The following is a 21,353-nucleotide window of genomic DNA, read 5'->3' as shown; positions in this document are numbered from 1 at the left end:
TTGCGTTGTAGAAGTGTGGTCTGTACACGGCGCCGGGAACTGCCGACGTGTATTGCCGCGATCGAGCTTCGGTTCTGAGCTCCAAAATGCAGCAATACACGGCCCCAGCAGGAACCGTGTATCGGTCAACCATACCACCGGGGGGCTACCCGAACTTCACGATTTCGCAGGCGGGCGTTTGTTGACGGTGGACCCGCTAGGGCTCGACGAGGTATCCGGGCACGTCTGTCCCGCAGCCGTAGACATCCCCCACGACGGCGGGCTTCGTCGACTTCACGGTGGTGATGACCTGCACCGTTGCCGCATCCGACGGCGGCACCAGCACCTCGCGTCGTCCCGTCTCGTGGCCGTCGTAGGACCGAGTCCGCACGATGCACACCACCGGCCGGGACGGGTCAGCCCTGGTGACGCTGATCGTCACGTCGACGGTGTTCGGGTCGACGATTTCGTATCCGGCCATCTCGCCCTCGACCTCGTTGGACCCGAAGCGGGTGAAGGCGATCGCCGCGACCGCCACGCCGATGACCGCCACCAGCGCGGTCAGCCCGATGGCGATCCAACGGCCGGTCCGCCGGTTCAGTCGCTGCCGCCCGTAGCGGGCGGTGGGACGCTCGATCATCTCGTTTTGCATGCCCGTCGGTCGGATGGGTCTACTAGACCTGGAACTATAGGGCCACTCTCGTGGTTGAACTGATGCGTGAGTGCCCAAGCAGCTGACCAGCTAAGAGGAACCAGGTTGAGCGAACTGCGGTTGATGGCCGTGCATGCGCACCCGGACGACGAGTCCAGCAAGGGTGCCGCGACGATGGCCCGCTACGTCGACGAGGGCGTGCGGGTGATGGTCGTGACGCTGACCGGCGGGGAGCGCGGCGACATCCTCAACCCGGCCATGGACATCCCCGAGGTGCACGGTCGCATCCACGAGATCCGCATCGACGAGATGGCGAAAGCCGCGGAGATCCTGGGCGTCGAACACCACTGGCTGGGGTTCGTCGACTCCGGACTGCCCGAAGGCGATCCGTTGCCGCCGTTGCCCGAGGGGTGTTTCGCGCTGGAGCCGCTCGAGCGGCCGACCGAGGCGCTCGTCAAGGTGATCCGCAACTTCAAGCCGCACGTCATCACCACCTATGACGAGAACGGCGGCTACCCGCATCCCGATCACATCAAGTGCCACCAGGTGTCCGTCGCCGCATTCGAGGCCGCCGCCGATCACGTGCTCTATCCCGATGCCGGCGAACCGTGGAGTGCGCACAAGCTCTACTACAACCACGGCTTCCTGCGTCAGCGGATGCAGGTACTGCAGGACGAGTTCGCCAAGCACGGCGAAGAGGGCCCCTTCGCGAAGTGGTTGGAGAAGTGGGACCCCGACGACGACATTCTCGACAAGCGCGTCACCACCCGTATCGAATGCTCGAAGTACTTCGCGCAACGTGACGAGGCGCTGCTGGCGCACGCCACGCAGATCGACCCCAAGAGCTTCTTCTTCACCACACCGATGGAGTGGCAGCAACGGCTGTGGCCTACCGAGGAGTTCGAGCTGGCGCGGTCGCGGGTACCCGTCACGCTGCCTGAGACCGACCTGTTCGCCGGGATTGAGGGACGCTAGTGAACGACGCGATGATGCTGGGCCTGGAGTTGATGACGCTGGCGCAGGAACCACGCCAGACGGGACCCGACTTCGGTAAGGCCAGCCCCGTCGGGCTGATCATCATCGTGCTGCTGCTGATCGGTGTGTTCCTGCTGGTGTGGTCGATGAACAAGCACCTCAAGCGGCTGCCCAAGAGCTTCGACGGCGACGCCGACGGCACGCCGGACGCCGATCCGGACGTGGCCACCGAGAACCCGGCCGACGGGACGAAACGTGAGTCGCCCTGACGGCAACGCGCTCGCCGAGGCGACCAGCCCGTATCTGAGGCAGCACGCCGACAACCCCGTCCACTGGAAGCAGTGGGGCGCCGATGCGCTCGCCGAGGCAGCTGAACGCGACGTGCCGATCTTGCTGTCGATCGGGTACGCGGCCTGTCACTGGTGCCATGTGATGGCCCACGAGTCGTTCGAGGATGCCGAAGTTGCCGCCGTCGCAAATCGGGACTTCGTCTGTATCAAGGTCGACCGGGAGGAGCGTCCGGACCTCGATGCCGTCTACATGAACGCGACCGTGGCGTTGACGGGGCAGGGCGGCTGGCCGATGACCTGTTTCCTGACGCCGGACGGCAGGCCGTTCTTCTGCGGCACCTACTACCCGAAACCGAGCTTCCTGCAGTTGCTCGCCGCGGTGCACGAGACGTGGCGCACCCGTCGCGCCGAAGTGGAGCAGACGTCGGACAACATCGCCGGCGAACTGCGTTCCATGGCGTCCGGTTTGCCCGGCGGCGGCCCCGCCGTGGCGCCCGAACTCTGTGACCATGCCGTCGCGGTGGTGCTGCGCGACGAGGACGCCGTCAACGGGGGTTTCGCGAACTCTCCCTCCGGCGCGCCGAAATTCCCGCCGTCGGCGCTGCTTGAGGCCCTGCTGCGCAACCACGAACGCACCGGGTCGTCGGCGTCGCTGGCGACGGTGACGCGCGCCTGCACGGCGATGGCCCGTGGCGGAATCTATGACCAGCTGGCCGGTGGCTTCGCCCGCTACAGCGTCGACTCCTCCTGGGTGGTACCGCATTTCGAGAAGATGCTCTACGACAACGCGCAGTTGCTGCGGGTCTATGCACACCTGGCCCGTCGTACCGCAGATCCGTTGGCGCACAAGGTTGCCGACGAGACAGCGCGGTTCCTGCTCGATGAACTGCGGCGCGACGGAATGTTCGTCTCCTCGCTGGACGCCGACACCGAGGGCGCCGAGGGGCTGACCTATGTGTGGACACCGGCGCAGCTGAACGCGGTGCTCGGTGAGGACGACGGATCCTGGGCGGCAACGGTTTTCGGAGTTACATCTGAGGGGACGTTCGAGCACGGAACGTCGGTGCTCCAACTGCGGTCCGGTCCTCACTCCGAACCTTGGAATGCCGACCGGTACGAGCGGGTGCGGTCCGCGCTGCGCGCCGCGCGCCGCGACCGGCCCCAGCCTGCGCGCGACGACAAGGTCGTGACGGCGTGGAACGGGTTGGCGATCACCGCGCTGGTGGAGGCGGCGTTCACGCTCGACCGTCCCGAATACTTCAGTGCCGCAAGCGACTGCGCGCGCGCACTGCTGGATCTGCACCTCGTGGGCGGCCGGCTCCGGCGCTCCAGCCTCGGGGGTGTGGTCGGCGAGAGCGTGGCGATTCTGGAAGACCACGCGGCATTGGCGACGGCGTTGCTGACGCTGCATCAGGCCACGGGCGCACCCGCATGGCTCGACGAGGCCCTCCGGTTGGTGGACATCGCGCTGGATCATTTCGCCGATCCGGAGGAGGCCGGCCGCTGGTACGACGCGGCCGACGACGCCGAGCGGCTGGTGCTGCGGCCGTCTGATCCGATGGATGGCGCGACCCCGTCGGGGGCGTCGCTGATGGCCGAAGCGCTGCAGCTGGCAGCGCATCTCGCCGAGGAAGGGTCCGCGGCGCGGTACGGAACCGCCGCCGACGCGACGCTGTCCAGTGCAACCGTGTTGCTGGATCGCGCCCCGCGTTCGGCCGGGCACTGGCTCGCTGTGGCGGAGGCGGCCGTGCGCGGACCGATCCAGATCGCGGTGGCGTGTGACCGGCCCGATTCCGAGTTGCTGGCTGCCGCCCGCGCGCTCGCGCCGGGCGGGGCCGTCGTCGTCGGGGGCGCACTGGATTCGTCGGAACTGCTGCGCGAGCGGCCCCGCGTTCGTGATTCCGACGCCGCGTATGTCTGCCGCGGACGGGTGTGTGACCTGCCCGTCACCACCGTCGAGGATCTCGCCGCCGCCCTGGGGCCGTCCGTGTAGCGTGCCGCACATGAGCTTCGAGCCCGATGTGCTGCAAGGTTTTGTCCAGCGCTACCTCGACACGGTTGCCGGCGGCAGCGCGGACGACGTCGCCGCGCTCTACGCCGAGGACGCCACCCTCGAGGACCCTGTCGGCGGCGGGGAGATCCACATCGGCCGGCAGGCGATCGCCGGTTTCTACAAGGTCATGGAAGCGGCCGAGATCAAGACGGAGCTCCTGAACTTCCGCGCGGGCGGACACGAGGCGGCGTTCGTCTTCGCCATCACCGTCTCCGGCGCGATGCGGATCGAGCCGATCGAGGTGATGAGCTTCAACGGCGACGGCCAGATCACGTCGATGAAGGCGTACTGGGGCCCGCAGAACATCACCCAGCTCTCCTAACCCTCCGCACCGCGAGCGCGCGTGTCTGCCCTGCGACACGCCAGGCGAGGCGGGGTTTTCCGCGCGCTCGTCGGCGCTGAGGGTGCGTGACATGCGCGAGGGGCCGGGGTGTCGACGGGCAGACACGCGCGCTCGCGGTGCGAGGCGGGCGGTGCGAGGCGGGCGCTCAGAAGACCGCGAACCACATCGCGATGTAGTGGCAGATCGCCGCGACGGCCGTGCACGCGTGGAAGAACTCATGGTGCCCGAACGTCGTCGGCCACGGGTTGGGCCACTTCAACGCATAGAGCACCCCGCCGATGCTGTAGAGCGCACCGCCGACGATCAGCAGCACCACAGCGGCGACCCCGGCGCCCTGCATGATCGGCCCGATGAACCACACCGCGACCCAGCCCAGCAGGATGTAGAGCGGCACACCGAGCCAGCGCGGCGACGACGGCCACAGCATCTTCAGAGCGACACCGGCCAACGCTCCGCCCCACACGATCCAGAACAGCACCATGCCGTCGTCGCCAGGCACGGCCAGCAGCGCGAACGGGGTGTAGCTACCCGCGATGAACACGAAGATCATCGAATGGTCGGCACGCTTCATCCACTTACGCGCCGTGTCGGACGTCCAGTTCACCCGGTGGTAGGTGCCGCTGACGGCGAACATCGCGACGATGGTGAACGTGTAGATCAGCGTCGCGATCCCGGCACGCGTCGACTCGAGTGACCAGGACACCGCGACCAGGGCGGCACCACAGATGACGGCGATGACCGCGGAGTACACATGGATCCAGCCGCGAAGGCGGGGCTTGCCCAGGAACTGAGTGACACCTTGGACCACCGCTTCGGGGAAATCCTCGGGTCCCCGTTCCGGTCCCTTCGAGGAATCTGCGGTGTACCACGGTTCGAGCGATGTCGGCATTTCACCTCCGCTGACTGGCCTTGGATGTCCCTGGCGCCACAGTAGTCTGGACCATCGTGGACCTCATTCCGCGGCGACTCAAGGAGCCGATGTACCGGCTCTACGAGATGCGGTTGCGCCAGGGGTTGTCACTCAAGAAATCCGAACTGCCGCGCCACATCGCCGTCCTGTGCGACGGCAACCGCCGCTGGGCCAGGGAATCGGGCTTCGACGATGTCAGCTACGGCTATCGCGTGGGGGCGCGCAAGATCGCCGACATGTTGCGCTGGTGCCAGGAGGCCGGCATCGAGATGGCCACGGTGTACCTGCTGTCCACGGAGAATCTGCAGCGCGACCGCGACGAGCTGACCTCACTGATCGACATCATCACCGACGTCGTCGAGGAGATCTGCGCACCGGCGAATCACTGGAGCGTGCGCACCGTCGGCGACCTGGAGCTCATCGGCGAGGAGCCCGCGCGGCGGCTGCGGGAGGCGGTCAACTCCACCGGGGGCAACGGCGGGTCTTTTCATGTCAACGTCGCCGTCGGCTACGGCGGCCGTCAGGAGATCGTCGACGCAGTCCGCGCACTGTTGGGCAAGGAGCTCGCCAACGGGGTCAGCGGCGACAAACTGATCGAATCCGTCACCGCAGAAGCCATTTCAGAGAACCTCTACACCTCTGGACAGCCCGATCCGGATCTGGTGATCCGCACCTCGGGGGAGCAGCGACTCTCGGGGTTCCTGCTGTGGCAGAGCGCGTACTCCGAGATGTGGTTCACCGAGGCGTACTGGCCGGAGTTCCGCCGGGTGGACTTCCTGCGTGCGCTGCGCGACTACAGCGCCAGGCACCGGCGTTACGGACGCTGACATGGTTGCCCTCTCCGCGCTGGTGTTCGCACTGAGTTGGTGGCTGGGGCTCTATCTGCTGGCTCGCGACCCGCGCAAGCTCGTGCTCGTCTTCGCAGCGATCGGCCTCACGAGTTTCGCGCTCGTGGTCGCGCTCGACGCGGTGCGCGTCATCAGCGGATCGGATGTGCTGAGCCGCCTGGAGATCTACCTCGTCGCGGTGCCGGGCATCGCATGGTTCGCGGTGCTGCTCGAGCTGTCGCAACCGCGCGATACGTGGCGCAGTCGCGCAGGCGAGGCCGGGCTGGTGGCAGCCGTGGCGGTGGTCGCGTTCCTCGGCGCGGCGATGGCCGGTGGAGTGGAGGGCCCGCTGCGGCTGGGCCACTGGGTGATGTTCGCGGCGGTGTCGGTGCCGTCGGTCGGCGCGATGATCCACGCCGTCGTCCGGCGTTCCCAGCCGCGGCCCGTGGTGCGCTTCATCGTCATAGCCACCCTGTTCTTCGCGCTCGGCAACGCGATCCTGGTGATTCCCCTGGGTCTCGTGCCGAGCTGGCTCGCGCTGGCGTCGACCGGCTTCGACGTGGCGTTACTCGGCATCGCGGTCGCGATCGGCGACGCGTTCGACGAAGGTCACGCGTTGCGCAAGGACATGCTGCGGTCGTTCGTGGGCACCACGGTCGTCGCGGTGCTGTTCGGTGGCCAGGTGCTCATCGGTCTGGCGGTGGCCGGACCCAGCGCGACACTCGCCGTGCTCCTCTTCACAAGCCTGGGCATCGCGATCGCGATCAACGTGCTCGCCGACCCGCTCGCCGACCTGCTGGACCGACTCGCGTTCTCGCGCTCGCCGGACCTGCGCGCTGACCGCGCCGCGCTGCGCAGCACCGAGGCTGCGTTGCCGCTGCGTTCGGCCAGCCCGCTCGACGGCATGGACGAGGAGACGTTCGTGCGGGTGACTCGCCGCGCACTGGGCCACTACGGCGACCTTTCCAAACTCGTCGCCAGCCCGCTGACGGCGCTGCCCGTCATCGACGAGCGTCTTGCACTGCGCGGAGCACCGGACCAGCCGCTGGAACGTGCCAACGAACTCCGCGCGCTGCTCGCCGAGCGCATCGCAGGCCTCAAGCCGCGCGACGGCGCCGACTTCGGGACCACGGAGCAGTGGCGGCACTACAACGCGCTCTATTTCCCGTATGTCGCAGGCGTGCGGGCCTACGCGCAGAACGCCACGGCCGCGGGACTGGACCCGCTCGCGCGGCAGGCCTGGCAGTGGTTCGTCACCGAGGTGCCGCAGCGCTCACTGCACAACTGGCAGAACGCGGCCGCGCGCGTCATCGCCACCGACCTGAGAAGCAACCTGGTCCCAGCGCGCTGACCTGCGGTTGGCAGTACTTGGCAGCGTCGTGTGCAGACCTGGCAGTGCAATCCGCGCACCGTAGGTGACATGACCGCCGTCACCACCCGGCACCGCCCGGCCACCCCCTCCGATCCGCAGTTGCTGCGCTTCGCGATCCGCGCCGACGCCACGCTGTGCGCCGGGCTCGGACTGTTCGTCGCGATGGCCGCCGATCCGCTCTCTCGACTCTCGGGTCTGACCCCCACCGCCGAATGGACTGCAGGCGCCGCGCTCGTCGCCTATGGAGCGCTGCTCTACTGCGCCGCCCGTCTGCGTGACATCCGCCGTGTCGGTGTCGGCGTCCTGACCGGCAACGTGGCCTTCACCGTCGCGGTCGTCATCGTCCTTGCGGCGGGATGGCTCCCTCTGACCCCGTTCGGCGTCGCGGCGACCGTCGCGTTCACGGCGGTCACGGTCGGCTTCGCCGGCCTGCAGTACCTCGGGGTGCGACGCACCCCCGCATGACTGGTCCGGAGTCGTCGCCTGAGAGGTCATGGCGCCGACTCCGGCACCGGTCGCCCGTCACCACACCGAGAAAGGAAGATCGATGACCGCAACCACCACTCCCGCCACAGGTGCCCGGGACGGACTGCTGCGATACGCCATGCGCCTCGACGCCGTGCTCGTCGGGATCACCGGCATCCCGTTCGTCGTCGCCGCCGGCTGGCTGTCCTCGCTGACCGGTGTGCCCGTCGCAGTCGAGTACGGGTTGGGAGTCTTCTTCCTCGTCTACGGCGTGGGCGTCTACTGGCTGGCCGGGCGGGATCGCGTCCGGCCGGGCGGCATCGCCACCATCGCGATGAACGCCATGTTCACCGTCGGCTTCGTGGCCGCGGAGGTGTCGGGAATCTGGCCGCTGACCGGATGGGGCGTGGCGCTGCTGCTGGGCGGCGCCGCCTACACCGCGGTGATCGGCACCGTGCAGTACGTCGGGCTGCGGCGCATCTAGGCCACCGGTAGCACAGGAAAGGAATCGCGAGATGACCACTTCGACGTCGCCGAAACTGAACGAGTCGACGGACTCTCTGTTGCGAATCGCGATGCGTGCGGACGCAATCCTCAGCGGCATCACCGGAGTCGTCCTGCTCGCCCTCGGGCGGCAGGTCGCGGAGTTGTCGGGAACCACTGCCGCGGTGGAGTACGCGACCGGAGCTTCGTTTGTGGTCTTCGGTCTCGTCGTGCTCGCCGTCGCGACGCGGCCGCGTATCCGCGCCGCAGGCTTCGCGCTGGCCGTGGGCAACGCGCTCTTCTCCGTGGCGACCGTCGCCGTCGTCGTCATCGGCGTCTGGCCCCTGACGGATACCGGCGTTCTCCTCGTCCTGGGGACCGGTGTCTACACGCTGGTGATGGCCGCACTGCAGTACGCGGGAGTACGCCGCATCCGCGGGTGAGCGTCAGAGCTTGCGCAGCCGCAACCGGTTGATGGAGTGGTCGGCGTCCTTGCGCAGCACCAGCGTGGCCCGCGGCCGGGTGGGCAGGATGTTGTCGATCAGGTTGGGCCGGTTGATCGAATGCCAGATGTCGCGGGCTGCGAACACGGCCTGCTCATCGGTCAGCGTCGAGTAATGGTGGAAGTGCGAGGCCGGGTCGGCGAACGCGCCGGCCCGCATCGACAGGAACCGGGAGATGTACCAATTCTCGATGTCTTCGATCCGCGCGTCGACGTACACCGAGAAATCGAACAGATCGGACACCATCAGCGCTGGGCCCGTCTGCAGCACGTTCAGGCCCTCGAGGATCAGGATGTCCGGGTGCTGGATGATCTGTTTCTCGCCGGGCACGATGTCGTAGAGCAGATGTGAGTACACCGGCGCACACGCCGCGTCGGCGCCGGACTTCACCGCCGTGACGAAGCGCATCAGGCCTCTGCGGTCGTAGCTCTCCGGGAAACCCTTGCGGTGCATCAGGTTTCGGCGGGACAGCTCCGCATTCGGGTACAGGAAGCCGTCGGTGGTGACGAGGTCCACGCGGGGATGGTGCTCCCACCGGGCCAGCAGCGCCTGAAGCACACGGGCCGTCGTCGACTTGCCCACCGCCACACTGCCCGCCACGCCGATGACGAACGGCACCGGGCGGTCCGGATTCTGGCTGGGCTCGCCGTTGGAGTCCCCGAGGAAGTGCGCGGTCGTGGCGAACAGCGCCTGGCGCGCCGCGACCTGTAGGTGGATGAGGCGGGCCAGCGGCAGATAGACCTCTTCGACTTCGAGCAGGTCGATCTTCTCGCCGAGGCCACGCAGCCGGACGAGCTCGTCCTCGGTCAGCTTGAGCGGTGTCGACATCCGCAGCGCCCGCCACTGAGCCCGGTCGAACTCCACGTAGGGGCTGGGTTCGCTCAGCCGCGCCATGCGCACAGTCTTGCAGTTAGCTTTGTACATATGGAGCCCGGCACCCTGATCCGCGAATACCTGTTGCTCGGTCTGCGCTTCGACAGGGTCGAGGAAGGCTATGTCGATTCGTTCACCGGAGACCCTGCGCTCAAGCGTGAGGTGGCCTCCGAACCCCGGCCCGACCCCGCCGAACTCGCGCGTCAGGCCGACCGTCTGCTGGCCGAACTGCCCGCCGGGCTGGAGCAGCCGCGCGCCGAGTTCATCGGCTCCCACCTGCGTGCCCTGGCGTGCGCGGGCCGCAAGTTCGCCGGCGAGGACGTCGGTTTCGTCGACGAGGTCGAGGCATATTTCGACGTCCGGATCAGCAAGGGCGATCCCGAGCGCTATCGGGAGGCGCACACGAAGCTCGACGAGGCGCTGGGCGGGACGGGCCCACTGGCCGAGCGGATCCAGGCTCACCGCACGTCCGAGGAGATCCCGCCCGAGCGCCTCGAAGAGGCCATCCACGCGTTCTCCAGCGCGCTGCGCGACAGGGTGCGCGCGACCTTCCCCCTGCCGGCCGGCGAGACCATCACCTACGAGGTCGTCACCGACAAGCCGTGGTCGGGCTTCAACTACTACAGGGGCGACTACCAGTCGACCGTCGCCGTCAATGCCGACCTCAAGCAGCAGATGTCGAACCTGCCGCGGCTGGTCGCCCACGAGTCCTATCCGGGGCATCACACCGAGCACTGCCGTAAAGAAGCGGGGCTGGTCGAGGGCAAGGGTCAGGCCGAGCAGACGATCTTCCTCGTCAACACCCCGCAGTGCCTGATGGCCGAGGGGCTGGCGGACTTGGCGCTGTATGCCGCGGTCGGGGCTGGTGGGGCGAGCGGAGCGACGGGGAATGGGCACGGCTGGGGGAGTTGGGCCGCCGACATCTACGCCGACCTCGGGCTGCGGTTCGACGGTGAACGCGCGGAGGCGATCTCGGAGGCGACGGCTGCGCTGGCCGACGTCCGTCAGGATGCGGCGCTGATGCTGCACGACGAACACCGCGACGTCGACGACGTCGTCGAGTTCCTGCAGACGTGGCTGCTGGTCAGCGACGAACGGGCCCGCCAGTCGCTGAGGTTCCTGTCCTCGCCGCTGTGGCGCGCGTACACGAGCACCTATGTCGAGGGTTATCGGCTGCTGCGCGGGTGGCTGGACGCCCGGCCTGACGGCGTCACGCTGACAGAACGTTTCGGCAGGCTGCTCGACGAGCCGCTGATCCCGTCGTCTCTGCGGGCCGCCTGAACGTTTAGGCTCGCAGGCATGACTGCCACGTCTGCTCAGGGTCAGGGCGCCGAGTACGCCGCCACCGCCAGCGAGGCCTATCAGGCCGCGCTGCGGGTCATCGAGTCCGTCGAGCCGCGCATCGCCGATGCCACCCGCAAAGAGCTTGCCGATCAACGGGATTCGCTCAAGCTGATCGCGAGCGAGAACTACGCCTCGCCCGCCGTGCTGCTGACGATGGGCACCTGGTTCTCCGACAAGTACGCCGAGGGCACCATCGGCCACCGGTTCTACGCGGCATGCCAGAACGTCGACACCGTCGAGGCGCTCGCCGCCGAGCACGCCCGCGAGCTGTTCGGCGCGCAGTATGCCTACGCCCAGCCGCACTCCGGGATCGATGCCAACCTCGTGGCCTACTGGGCGATCCTGGCCACCCGCGTCGAGGCCCCCGGCCTCGCTGAACTGGGCGCCAAGCACATCAACGACCTCTCGGAAGCCGACTGGGAAAGCCTGCGCGCCAAGCTCGGCAACCAGCGTCTGCTGGGCATGTCGCTGGACACCGGCGGGCATCTGACGCACGGCTTCCGGCCCAACATCTCGGGCAAGATGTTCCACCAGCGCCAGTACGGGACGGACCCGACGACGGGCTTCATCGACTACGACGCCGTGGCCGCCGCAGCCCGCGAGTTCAAGCCGCTGGTGCTGGTGGCGGGCTACTCGGCGTATCCGCGCCGGGTGAACTTCGCGAAGATGCGCGAGATCGCCGACGAGGTCGGCGCCACCCTGATGGTCGACATGGCGCACTTCGCCGGCCTGGTGGCGGGCAAGGTGTTCACCGGCGACGAGGACCCGGTGCCGCACGCCCACGTCGTGACGACGACGACGCACAAGTCGTTGCGCGGTCCGCGCGGCGGTCTGGTGCTGGCGACCGAGGAGTTCGCCCCTGCGGTCGACAAGGGTTGCCCGATGGTTCTCGGTGGACCGCTGTCGCACGTGATGGCCGCCAAGGCGGTCGCGCTGGCCGAGGCGCGCCAGCCGGAGTTCCGCACCTATGCGCAGGCGATCGCCGACAACGCTCAGGCGCTGGCGGACGGGTTCGTCAAACGCGACGCCGGGCTGGTCACCGGTGGCACAGACAACCACCTCGTGCTGCTGGACGTGACGTCGTTCGGTCTGACCGGGCGTCAGGCCGAGTCCGCGCTGCTGGACTCCGGCATCGTCACCAACCGCAACGCGATCCCCGCCGACCCGAACGGCGCCTGGTACACCAGCGGCATCCGCTTCGGGTCACCCGCACTGACCACACGCGGGTTCGGCGCCGACGACTTCGACCGCGTCGCCGATCTGGTCGTCGAGGTGTTGAAGAACACGCAGCCGGCCGCGGGGCCGAACGGACCGTCGAAGGCCAAGTACACGATCGCCGACGGTGTGGCCGCGCGCGTGCACGCGGCGGCTGCCGAGCTGCTGGAGGCCAATCCGCTCTACCCGGGCCTCACCCTCTGACCGTCGGCGTGTCGGGGATCGGAATTTTACGATTCCCACAGAATTGGGTTACTGTAACCGCATGGCACAGAAACCTGTCGCTAATGCGCTGACCCTCGAACTCGAGCCTGTCGTCCTGGAAGAACTCCGACGCCACCTCGACACCGAGGACATCTGGTACGCGCATGACTACGTGCCGTTCGACCAGGGCGAGAACTTCGCGTTCCTCGGTGGGCGCGACTGGGAGCAGTCCGACGAGACGCTGCCCCGGCACATCACCGACGCTCTCGAGATCCTGCTCATCACCAAGGACAACCTCGCCGGCTATCACCGCGAGTTCGTCGAGCACTTCATCCTCGAGGACAAGTGGGGCCGCTGGATGGGCCGGTGGACCGCCGAGGAGCACCTGCACGCCGTCGCGCTGCGCAACTACCTCGTGGTCACCCGCGAGGTCGACCCGTCGGCCAACGAGGACGTGCGCGTCGAACATGTGATGAAGGGTTACCGCGCCGACAGCTACACCCAGGTCGAGACGCTGGCGTTCATGGCGCTCTGGGAGCGCGCGCACGCCGTGTTCTGCCGCAACCTCGAAGCGCAGATCGACGAGCCGGTGCTCAAGGGATTGGTCGGCAAGATCGCAGCCGACGAGGAGCGGCACGAGCAGTTTTTCGCCAACCTCGTCGCCCACTGCCTGACCTACACGCGTGACGAGACGATCGACGCCATCGCGCGGCGCGCGGCGGGCCTCGACGTCGTCGGCGGGGACATCGACGCGTATCAGGACAAGGTCGCGGTGGCCGCGGCGGGCATCTTCGACCGCGATCAGCTGGCCAAGGTCGTCTCCGACCGCATCGCCGCGTGGGGGCTGGCCGACGAGCCTCTGCTCGCACAGTTCACCAGCTAGTAACGCGCGCGTCTTTCAGTCCCGGCGCGCCTGCAAGGCGTGATTGCCCCACCGGGAGTAGCGTCAAATCCGATGGCTAGCGACATGCTCTGCTGTCCGGGCGGTCCAGATTCGAAAGGACCGGCCCCGGTCCTGAGACCGCTTGTGTGTCCACCGAGTAGTTCGTGTGGGGTCGCATGAACACGCGCAGCCTCAAGGAGCGCTACGTGACTGATTCGCTTCGGACCTACGTGCTCGACACCTCCGTGTTGTTGTCCGATCCCTGGGCCATCACGCGGTTCGCCGAACACGAAGTGGTGGTTCCGCTGGTCGTTATCAGCGAACTGGAGGCCAAACGCCACCACCACGAGTTGGGTTGGTTTGCCCGGCAGGCCTTGCGCATGCTCGACGATCTGCGTTTGGAACACGGACGCCTTGATCAGCCGATTCCCGTTGGGGCAGAAGGCGGTACGCTGACCGTCGAGCTCAACCACAGTGATCCCTCGGTGCTGCCCGCCGGCTTCCGCAACGACAGCAACGACGCCCGCATCCTGACGGTGGCCGCGAACCTCGCCGCCGAGGGCAAACGCGTCACGCTGGTCAGCAAGGACATCCCGCTGCGCGTCAAGGCCGGCGCCGTCGGCCTGCTCGCCGACGAGTACCACGCCCAGGACGTGGTGACCTCGGGCTGGACCGGCATGGCCGAGGTCGAGGTGGCAGGCGAGGACGTCGACATGCTGTTCGCCGAAGGCGAGATCGATCTTGAGGCCGCCCGCGATCTTCCGTGCCATACCGGAGTTCGCTTGCTGGGCAGCAACTCTCACGCTCTCGGGCGCGTCAACCCCGACAAGAAGGTGCAGCTGGTCCGCGGCGACCGCGAAGTGTTCGGCCTCCGGGGAAGGTCAGCCGAACAACGCGTCGCCCTCGATCTGCTGCTCGACGAGTCCGTGGGCATCGTGTCGCTCGGCGGCAAGGCGGGCACCGGGAAGTCGGCACTCGCGCTGTGTGCCGGTCTGGAAGCCGTGCTCGAACGTCGCACGCAGCGCAAAGTCGTGGTGTTTCGTCCGCTCTACGCGGTGGGCGGCCAGGATCTCGGCTACCTGCCCGGCAGCGAGTCCGAGAAGATGGGGCCGTGGGCCCAGGCCGTCTTCGACACCCTCGAAGGTCTCGCCAGCCCGGCCGTCCTCGAAGAGGTGCTCTCGCGCGGCATGCTCGAGGTGTTGCCGCTGACCCACATTCGCGGCCGCTCGCTGCACGACTCGTTCGTGATCGTCGACGAGGCGCAGTCGCTGGAGCGCAACGTGCTCCTGACCGTGTTGTCGCGCCTCGGTGCAGGCTCGCGCGTGGTGCTGACCCACGATGTGGCGCAACGGGACAACCTTCGCGTCGGCCGCCACGACGGTGTCGCCGCGGTCATCGAGAAGCTCAAGGGCCACCCGCTCTTCGCGCACATCACGCTGCTGCGCAGTGAGCGGTCGCCGATCGCGGCGCTGGTCACCGAGATGCTGGAGGAGATCAGCCCCGGCGCCCTGCCATGACCGGGCGATTTCGGCGTGATTATCGTCGCTCAGCGGCGATTTTCACGCCGAAATCGCTGGCGGTGGTGGCTCTGCTGCTCGCGTTCGTCGTGACGACGCCGCCCGCCGCAGCCGACGCCGTCGATTGCGCGCGGGTGAAGTGCGTGGCACTGACGTTCGACGACGGGCCGGGCCCGTACACCGACCGGCTGCTGCAGATCCTGCGCGACCACGCCGCGCGGGCAACGTTCTTCCTGATCGGCGACAGGGTGGCTGCCGACCCCGCCGCCGCGCGCCGCATCGCCGAGGCGGGCATGGAGATCGGCAACCACACCTGGCAGCACCTCGACATGACGATGCTGCCGCCGCAGGACATCGCGGCCGAATTCCGCAGGGCCACAGACGCGCTCGTGGCGGCGACGGGGCGGCGATCCGTGTTGGCGCGCACCGGATTCGGTGCGGTCGACGACGCGGTGCTCGCCGAAGCGGGACGCCAAGGTCTGGCTGTCGTCAACTGGGATGTCAACACGCTCGACTACCGGAACGATCCGGCGGCCACCCGCCACCTGCTGAGTACACAGGTCAGACCGAACTCGGTGGTGCTGCTGCACGACACGTTGGCGCCGACGGTCGACCTGATGGCTGAGCTCGTCCCGGCGCTGACTGCCGAGGGCTACCACCTCGTGACGGTCTCGCAGATGCTGGGCCCGCGCCCACCGGGCAGCCTCTACGGCAGCCGCGACAGGGCCTGACGGCGCGCGTCCGGTTACTGGCGGCGACGACCTTCGACGAAGAACCACCCGGCGGCCGCCGCGCCGGAAACCGCCAACATGCGATCGGCGCCCCAGCCGTGCCTGGCTTTCGACAGATCCACCAGAGATGCCAGACCCAGCATGACAAAACCTGTCCGCAGGGCGGGCTGGCTGGTGGCCGTCGTGACCAGCGCAGCAGACGTGGACGTGATGTCGGGCTCGAGAGTAGCGGTCACCGCATCTCCTGAATTCGTACCTGGCGGCGAGCCGCCGCCAGCCCACAGGGCTGACGGCGAGTCGGATGTGCCCTAATCTTCTGCCCGTCTTGACGATTCGTCAGGCGTTTGGCAGATCTACCGCCACGAAAATTCGCACGCGGCGACGGACTAGTCGCCCTGCTTCACCTTCGCCATCTTCAGCACGTCGAGGCGCTTGTCCAGCTCTTCTTCGGACAGTTTGTCGCCGATCAGGCCGCGGTCGATGACCGTCTGCCGGATCGTCTTCTTCTCCTTGAGTGCCTGCTTGGCGACCTTGGCGGCCTCCTCGTACCCGATCGCCGAGTTCAGCGGGGTCACGATGGATGGTGACGATTCCGCCAGCTCGCGCAGCCGCTCGTCGTTGGCGACCAGGCCGTCGATGCATTTGGTGGCGAACAACTTCGACACGTTGGCCAGCAACTCGAACGACTCGAGAATGTTGCGCGCCATCATCGGGATGTAGACGTTGAGCTCGAACGCACCCGACAGGCCGCCGACGGCGACGGCCGCGTCGTTGCCGATGACCTGCGCCGCGACCTGCGTAACCGCCTCGGGCAATACGGGATTGACCTTGCCGGGCATGATCGAGCTGCCCGGCTGCAGGTCTGGGAGCTGGAGCTCGCCGAGGCCGGTCAGCGGACCCGAGCCCATCCAGCGGATGTCGTTGGCGATCTTGGTCAGTGAGACCGCGATGGTCTTGAGCGCACCGGACGCCTCGACGAGGCCGTCACGCGCGGCTTGGGCCTCGAAGTGGTCGACGCACGGGCGCAGCTCCTCGATGCCCGTCTGTGACCGGAGCACCTCGACGACCTTCTCGCCGAACCCATCGGGCGCGTTCAGCCCGGTCCCGACGGCGGTGCCGCCGATCGCGAGCTCGCCGAGGCGGGGGAGGGTCGACTTCACTCTCTCGATGCCGGCCTCGATCTGACGGGCATAGCCGCCGAACTCCTGCCCGAGCGTGACGGGGACGGCATCCATCAGGTGGGTGCGGCCGGACTTCACCGTCGTCTTCCACTGGCGGGCCTTGACCTCCAACGACTCGTGCAGCACCTCCAGCGCCGGAATCAGGTGCCGCACAGCGGCTTCGGTGGCCGCGATGTGCGTCGCCGTCGGGAATGTGTCGTTCGAGCTCTGCGACATGTTGACGTCGTCGTTCGGGTGGACGGTCACACCGCCCGCTGCCGCGATCGACGCGATCACCTCGTTGGCGTTCATGTTGGAGCTGGTGCCCGAGCCGGTCTGGAACACGTCGATCGGGAACTGGTCGTCGTGCTGCCCGTCGGCGATCTCGGCCGCCGCGGCGACGATCGCGTCGGCCTTGTCGGCATCCAGTAGGCCGAGGTCCTTGTTCACCTGCGCGCACGCCCCCTTGAGCAGGCCGAGTGCGCGGATCTGGGTGCGCTCCAGCGGCCGGAACGAGATGGGGAAGTTCTCCACGGCGCGCTGCGTCTGGGCTCGCCACAGCGCGTTCTTGGGCACCCGGACCTCACCCATGGTGTCGTGCTCGATCCGGTATTCCGTGCTGTCGACCTCTTTGTCGGGCATTCGCTTCCTGTTCGTGTCGGTTGACTAACGGGGGTTACGGCAAGGGGTATGCAGCGGTCTTGTCACCGGTGAAGTCCACGGCGGAGTACTCGTTGAGCTTGGCCAGCCGGTGGTAGGCCTCGATCATCCGGACCGTGCCGGATTTCGACCTCATCACGATCGACTGCGTGGTGCAGCCGCCGCCGTAGTACTGCACACCTTTGAGCAGGTCGCCGTCGGTGACGCCGGTGGCGCAGAAGAAGACGTTCTCGCCCGACACCAGGTCCTCGGTATTGAGCACCCGGTCCAGGTCGTAACCCCGGTCGACCGCCTTCTGGCGTTCGTCGTCGTCGGTGGGCGCCAGCTTGGCCTGGATGGCGCCGCCCATGCAGCGGATCGCTGCGGCGGCGATGATGCCCTCCGGCGTGCCGCCGATGCCGACGAGCATGTCGGTCCCGGATCCGGGGCGGCATGCCGCGATGGCGCCGGCCACGTCGCCGTCGGAGATCAGCCGGATGCGGGCGCCCGCCTCGCGGACGTCGGCCATCAGCTGGGTGTGCCGCGGGCGGTCGAGGATGCAGACGGTCAGATCGCGGACGCTGGACTTCTTCACAGCGGCCACCGCCTTGATGTTCTCGGCGATCGGTGCGTTGATGTCGATGACGTCCGCCGCGTCGGGACCGACGGCGATCTTGTGCATGTAGAACACTGCCGACGGGTCGAACATCGCGCCGCGCTCGGCCACTGCGAGCACCGAGATCGCGTTCGGCATGCCCTTGCTCATCAGCGTGGTGCCGTCGACGGGGTCGACGGCGAAGTCACATTCCGGTCCGTCGCCGTTGCCGACCTCTTCGCCGTTGTAAAGCATCGGCGCGTTGTCCTTCTCGCCCTCGCCGATCACGACGACGCCGCGCATGGACACCGAGTTCACCAGTTCGCGCATCGCGTCGACGGCGGCGCCGTCGCCGCCCTCCTTGTCGCCACGACCAACCCACCGGCCCGCCGCCATGGCGCCGGCTTCGGTGACCCGCACGAGCTCCAGGGCGAGGTTGCGGTCAGGGGCTTCACGTCGCGAGGCGCTCATGCGCCAGATTCTCCCATTAGGGGTTCTGCAATTGAGAGCTGGGATACTGGCTGTCATGACGACGCCGCCCGAGCCGGGCCACGAGGTCGCCGGTGACCCGGGTCGCGAGCCCGACATCGCAGGCCACGACGGTGCCGGCACGCCCGTCGAGGGCTACGCGATGCCGGCACCGAAGGCCGCCAAGTCTCGTCTTCTGCAGGACGGCCGCGACATGTTCTGGTCCATGGCGCCGCTGGTGGTGGCCTGCGTGGTGCTCGCCGGTGTGCTCGGAATGTGTTCGTTCGCGCCGACGGGGCCGGGCCCGGGGCCCGCGCCCGACTACGACGCGCCCGCGGCGCTGCAGGCCGATGCCGACGCGTTGAAGATCCCCATCCGGGTGCCGCAGCTTCCCGAGGGCTGGGCCGCCAACTCGGGTAGCCGCAAGGGGATCGAGGGCGGTCGCCGGGATCCGGTGACGGGCCAGCCCGTGCGCGCCGTCGGCTCCGTCGTGGGCTACCTGACGCCGAGTGGCATGTATCTGAGCATCACCCAGAGCAACGCCGACGAGGACAAGCTGATCGCGTCGTTCAGCCCCGACCTGGTGCCCACCGGGACCCAGGATGTCGACGGTGTCCGCTGGGTGGTCTACGAGGGCGGTGAGGTCGACGGCAAACCGAACGAGCCGGTGTGGACCGCGGAGGTCCGCGGGCCGACCGGGCCCGCGCAACTTGCGGTGACAGGCGCCGCAGGTACGGATGAGTACCGTACGCTGGCTGCGGCGACGCAGTCCCAGCCGCCGTTGACTGTCACCTAGCCCGGGAGACTCGATGACCGACCGCTACGCCGGCCTGACGGCTCCCGAAGCCGATCTCACGGGATGGGCGGCCGCGCCGTTCTCCGCTGCCGGGTTCACCTACGACGTGTATCGCAAGGGCGAGGGCCCCGGCGTCGTACTCATCCCGGAGATGCCAGGCCTGCACCCGGGGGTTCTCGCACTCGGAAACCACCTGGTAGACAACGGCTTCACGGTGGCCGCCCCTTCGCTCTACGGCACCCCCGGGGCGCCGGGGGTCCGGCCGGGCGCGGTTCCGGTGATGGTGCGCGGTTGCGTGGCAAAGGAATTCGCAGCGTTCGCCACGAACGCCGACCGGCCTGTCGCCCACTATCTGCGAGCGCTGGCGCGCGATCTCAACGAGCACTCGCCCGGCAAGGGTGTCGGCGTCATCGGCGAATGCTGGAGTGGCGGTTTTGCGCTGGCGGCCGCGGTGGACGACAGCGTGCTGGCGCCAGTGCTCAGCCAGCCGTCGCTGCCCATCGGGTTGACCGCCAAACAGCGCGCCGACCCGGGGCTCTCGGAAGCCGAGCTGAAGATCGTCGAGAAGCGTGCCGCCGAGGAGGGTCTGTGCGCGCTGGGTCTTCGCTTCAGCGAGGACCCGCTGGCGCCCGGCGCGCGGTTCACGACGCTGAAGAACCGGCTCGGTGATGCGTTCGAGGTGATCGAGATCGACTCGAAGAAGGGCAATGAGCACGCGTTCGGCAAGATGGCGCACTCGGTGCTGACCCTTGAGGTGCGCGAGGTCGACGGTCACCCGGCCTACGAGGCGCGTAAGCGCGTGGTCGCGTTCCTCAAAGAGCGCCTGCTCTGATCAGGCCGCTGCTCTGATCAGGCGGGAGCCGGTTCGGGGTCCTCTTCGGGTTTCGCCGCCTGCGGGGGTTTCGGCTTACCCGGCAGGATCCTTCGCCACCACGGCACCTGACGCTCCGCTTCGTCGTCCGCCGGGTCGGCGCTCGTCCCGGTGAGCGAATCCGTCGACGCGTCCTTGTAGACGACGAGGTAGACGCTGATCGTCGTCACGATCACGATCATCAGCACAGGACCGAGCACGATTCCCCAGAAGCCGAACATCTGCAGGCCCGCGAACACCGCGAGCAGCATCAGCGCAGGATGCAGATGGGCACTCTTGGGCACCAGGAACGGGCGCAGGAGGTTGTCGATGCTCGTCACGACCACGACGTGGAACACGACGACGAAGATGCCGCCGGCTACGTTGCCGAACACCGCCATCAGGATCCCGACGGGGATGGTGACGATGCCGCTGCCGAGCGGGATGAACGACAACGCGGTCAGGAAGATCAGGAACATGAAGAAGCCGTCGTGGAAACCGGCGATGTAGATCGAGATCGCGCCCGCCGCGCCCTGGAACACGGCGATGATGAACTGTCCCTTGACCGTCGCCGAGACCATCGCACCCACCTTCGCGAGGTAGATGTCGGAGACGTTTTCTCCCAACGGATTCAGGTCCCGGAACAGGGCGACGACCTTGTCTCCGTTGGTGAGCAGAGCGAGGAAGACGTAGAGGAAGATCACCAGCGCGGTGACGGTCGCGGCGAGTCCGCCGACGGAATCGCGAGCAACGCCGAGCGCGACCTCGCCGGCGTTCTGCCCGAGCGTGGTGGCCGCCTCGCGCACCGAATCCGGTGTGAGCGTGATGTTCATGAACGGGACGCGGGCCAGCAGCTGATTGGCTGAATCGAGTAGCTGTTGCGCCAGTGCGGTGAAGTCGGTCTGCTCGGCCCAGCGGCTGACGCTGTTCACGGCCTGGTCGATCTGAAGGATTGCGAGGAACACGACGCCGGCCAGCGGCAGGGCCACCGTCGCGATGGCCGCGAGCAGCGTCAGGGTCGCCGATACACCGACGTTCGTCTTCGTGCGCAGCCGCTGATACAGCGGTGCGAACAGGTAGGCGAGCACCGCTGCGATCGCGATCAGAAGGATGTAGCCGCGCAGGAAGTACGCGCCGAACCCGAGCGCGACCACCGTCAGGACTGCCAGCGCCCGCTTCTGGGTGAGGCTGAAGTCGTCCTTCATGTGCGCCCTCCCGGCCCCCGC

Annotated in this window: 23 protein-coding genes; 16 read left to right on the top strand and 7 right to left on the bottom strand. The window is 67.7% G+C overall.

The window, feature by feature from the left end; genetic code table 11:
* Nucleotides 1-196 precede the first annotated feature (196 nt).
* Complete coding sequence (locus tag ACAG24_RS27610; protein ID WP_370475920.1) at nucleotides 197-631, bottom strand: DUF4307 domain-containing protein; 435 nt, start codon at nucleotides 629-631, stop codon at nucleotides 197-199.
* A gap of 105 nt (nucleotides 632-736) precedes the next feature.
* Between ACAG24_RS27610 and mca the strand changes: the two genes are divergently transcribed.
* From mca to ACAG24_RS27590, 4 genes are read left to right on the top strand one after another with little or no spacing between them, the layout of a single operon-like run.
* On the top strand, nucleotides 737-1,606 hold the full coding sequence (mca, locus tag ACAG24_RS27605) for a mycothiol conjugate amidase Mca (protein ID WP_370475919.1): 870 nt from the start codon (nucleotides 737-739) through the stop codon (nucleotides 1,604-1,606).
* Entirely contained in the window at nucleotides 1,606-1,875 is a 270-nt protein-coding gene (locus ACAG24_RS27600; RefSeq protein WP_370475918.1) for a hypothetical protein, read from the top strand. Before mca ends, ACAG24_RS27600 begins: the two co-directional genes overlap by 1 nt.
* Entirely contained in the window at nucleotides 1,862-3,889 is a 2,028-nt protein-coding gene (locus ACAG24_RS27595; protein WP_370475917.1) for a thioredoxin domain-containing protein, read from the top strand. The genes ACAG24_RS27600 and ACAG24_RS27595 overlap by 14 nt, the downstream gene beginning before the upstream one ends.
* 10 nt (nucleotides 3,890-3,899) lie before the next feature.
* Nucleotides 3,900-4,271, top strand: coding sequence for a nuclear transport factor 2 family protein (locus ACAG24_RS27590; RefSeq protein ID WP_370475916.1), 372 nt, complete (start codon nucleotides 3,900-3,902; stop codon nucleotides 4,269-4,271).
* A gap of 166 nt (nucleotides 4,272-4,437) precedes the next feature.
* On the opposite strand, the gene trhA is transcribed toward ACAG24_RS27590, so the two are convergent.
* Entirely contained in the window at nucleotides 4,438-5,181 is a 744-nt protein-coding gene (trhA, locus tag ACAG24_RS27585; RefSeq protein ID WP_370475915.1) for a PAQR family membrane homeostasis protein TrhA, read from the bottom strand.
* 56 nt (nucleotides 5,182-5,237) lie between these two features.
* Here trhA and ACAG24_RS27580 point away from each other — a divergent pair, with 56 nt between their 5' ends.
* The 5 genes from ACAG24_RS27580 (at nucleotide 5,238) to ACAG24_RS27560 (ending at nucleotide 8,792) form a co-directional block, all read left to right on the top strand.
* Nucleotides 5,238-6,029 (top strand): (2Z,6E)-farnesyl diphosphate synthase, encoded by a 792-nt coding sequence (locus tag ACAG24_RS27580; protein ID WP_370475914.1) that lies wholly within the window; start codon nucleotides 5,238-5,240, stop codon nucleotides 6,027-6,029.
* Between the two features lies 1 nt (nucleotide 6,030).
* Entirely contained in the window at nucleotides 6,031-7,380 is a 1,350-nt protein-coding gene (locus tag ACAG24_RS27575; RefSeq protein ID WP_370475913.1) for a hypothetical protein, read from the top strand.
* Between the two features lie 69 nt (nucleotides 7,381-7,449).
* Entirely contained in the window at nucleotides 7,450-7,866 is a 417-nt protein-coding gene (locus ACAG24_RS27570; RefSeq protein ID WP_370475912.1) for a hypothetical protein, read from the top strand.
* 82 nt (nucleotides 7,867-7,948) lie between these two features.
* A complete protein-coding gene (locus ACAG24_RS27565; RefSeq protein WP_370475911.1) occupies nucleotides 7,949-8,350 on the top strand; it encodes a hypothetical protein in 402 nt (133 codons plus the stop codon).
* Nucleotides 8,351-8,381: 31 nt separating this feature from the next.
* Nucleotides 8,382-8,792 carry a hypothetical protein gene (locus ACAG24_RS27560; RefSeq protein WP_370475910.1) on the top strand — a complete coding sequence of 137 codons (411 nt, stop codon included), beginning with the start codon at nucleotides 8,382-8,384 and terminating at the stop codon, nucleotides 8,790-8,792.
* A gap of 3 nt (nucleotides 8,793-8,795) precedes the next feature.
* On the opposite strand, the gene coaA is transcribed toward ACAG24_RS27560, so the two are convergent.
* A complete protein-coding gene (coaA, locus tag ACAG24_RS27555; protein ID WP_370475909.1) occupies nucleotides 8,796-9,746 on the bottom strand; it encodes a type I pantothenate kinase in 951 nt (316 codons plus the stop codon).
* 30 nt (nucleotides 9,747-9,776) lie between these two features.
* Between coaA and ACAG24_RS27550 the strand changes: the two genes are divergently transcribed.
* The 5 genes from ACAG24_RS27550 to ACAG24_RS27530 all read left to right on the top strand — a co-directional run bounded on the left by ACAG24_RS27550 (nucleotide 9,777) and on the right by ACAG24_RS27530 (nucleotide 15,619).
* Nucleotides 9,777-11,006, top strand: coding sequence for a DUF885 domain-containing protein (locus ACAG24_RS27550; protein ID WP_370475908.1), 1,230 nt, complete (start codon nucleotides 9,777-9,779; stop codon nucleotides 11,004-11,006).
* Between the two features lie 18 nt (nucleotides 11,007-11,024).
* Nucleotides 11,025-12,488 (top strand): glycine hydroxymethyltransferase, encoded by a 1,464-nt coding sequence (locus tag ACAG24_RS27545; protein ID WP_370475907.1) that lies wholly within the window; start codon nucleotides 11,025-11,027, stop codon nucleotides 12,486-12,488.
* A 61-nt stretch (nucleotides 12,489-12,549) separates the two neighbouring features.
* Nucleotides 12,550-13,371 (top strand): acyl-ACP desaturase, encoded by an 822-nt coding sequence (locus ACAG24_RS27540; protein WP_370475906.1) that lies wholly within the window; start codon nucleotides 12,550-12,552, stop codon nucleotides 13,369-13,371.
* Between the two features lie 176 nt (nucleotides 13,372-13,547).
* Nucleotides 13,548-14,888, top strand: a complete 1,341-nt coding sequence (gene phoH2 / locus ACAG24_RS27535; protein ID WP_445206235.1) for an RNA 5'-3' helicase PhoH2 — start codon at nucleotides 13,548-13,550, stop codon at nucleotides 14,886-14,888.
* Nucleotides 14,885-15,619: a polysaccharide deacetylase family protein gene (locus ACAG24_RS27530; RefSeq protein ID WP_370475904.1), complete on the top strand. Its 735-nt coding sequence runs from the start codon at nucleotides 14,885-14,887 to the stop codon at nucleotides 15,617-15,619. The genes phoH2 and ACAG24_RS27530 overlap by 4 nt, the downstream gene beginning before the upstream one ends.
* Before the next feature lie 14 nt (nucleotides 15,620-15,633).
* Here ACAG24_RS27530 and ACAG24_RS27525 read toward each other — a convergent pair whose 3' ends face one another.
* The 3 genes from ACAG24_RS27525 to glpX form a co-directional block, all read right to left on the bottom strand.
* Nucleotides 15,634-15,855 carry a hypothetical protein gene (locus ACAG24_RS27525; RefSeq protein WP_370475903.1) on the bottom strand — a complete coding sequence of 74 codons (222 nt, stop codon included), beginning with the start codon at nucleotides 15,853-15,855 and terminating at the stop codon, nucleotides 15,634-15,636.
* Between the two features lie 150 nt (nucleotides 15,856-16,005).
* Nucleotides 16,006-17,421 (bottom strand): class II fumarate hydratase, encoded by a 1,416-nt coding sequence (locus tag ACAG24_RS27520; RefSeq protein WP_370475902.1) that lies wholly within the window; start codon nucleotides 17,419-17,421, stop codon nucleotides 16,006-16,008.
* A 34-nt stretch (nucleotides 17,422-17,455) separates the two neighbouring features.
* Nucleotides 17,456-18,484 carry a class II fructose-bisphosphatase gene (gene glpX / locus ACAG24_RS27515; RefSeq protein ID WP_370475901.1) on the bottom strand — a complete coding sequence of 343 codons (1,029 nt, stop codon included), beginning with the start codon at nucleotides 18,482-18,484 and terminating at the stop codon, nucleotides 17,456-17,458.
* Between the two features lie 55 nt (nucleotides 18,485-18,539).
* On the opposite strand from glpX, the gene ACAG24_RS27510 reads away from it, so the two are divergent.
* Together ACAG24_RS27510 and ACAG24_RS27505 are read left to right on the top strand one after the other, a co-directional pair.
* Nucleotides 18,540-19,277 carry a DUF4245 domain-containing protein gene (locus ACAG24_RS27510; protein WP_370475900.1) on the top strand — a complete coding sequence of 246 codons (738 nt, stop codon included), beginning with the start codon at nucleotides 18,540-18,542 and terminating at the stop codon, nucleotides 19,275-19,277.
* Between the two features lie 13 nt (nucleotides 19,278-19,290).
* Nucleotides 19,291-20,109, top strand: a complete 819-nt coding sequence (locus ACAG24_RS27505) for a dienelactone hydrolase family protein (RefSeq protein WP_370475899.1) — start codon at nucleotides 19,291-19,293, stop codon at nucleotides 20,107-20,109.
* A 17-nt stretch (nucleotides 20,110-20,126) separates the two neighbouring features.
* Here ACAG24_RS27505 and ACAG24_RS27500 read toward each other — a convergent pair whose 3' ends face one another.
* A complete protein-coding gene (locus ACAG24_RS27500; protein ID WP_370475898.1) occupies nucleotides 20,127-21,332 on the bottom strand; it encodes an AI-2E family transporter in 1,206 nt (401 codons plus the stop codon).
* Nucleotides 21,333-21,353: the final 21 nt, after the last annotated feature.

Source organism: Mycobacterium bulgaricum (assembly GCF_041287165.2).
Taxonomy (GTDB): Bacteria; Actinomycetota; Actinomycetes; order Mycobacteriales; family Mycobacteriaceae; genus Mycobacterium; species Mycobacterium bulgaricum.
This window is presented reverse-complemented; position numbering and strand designations above follow the sequence as displayed.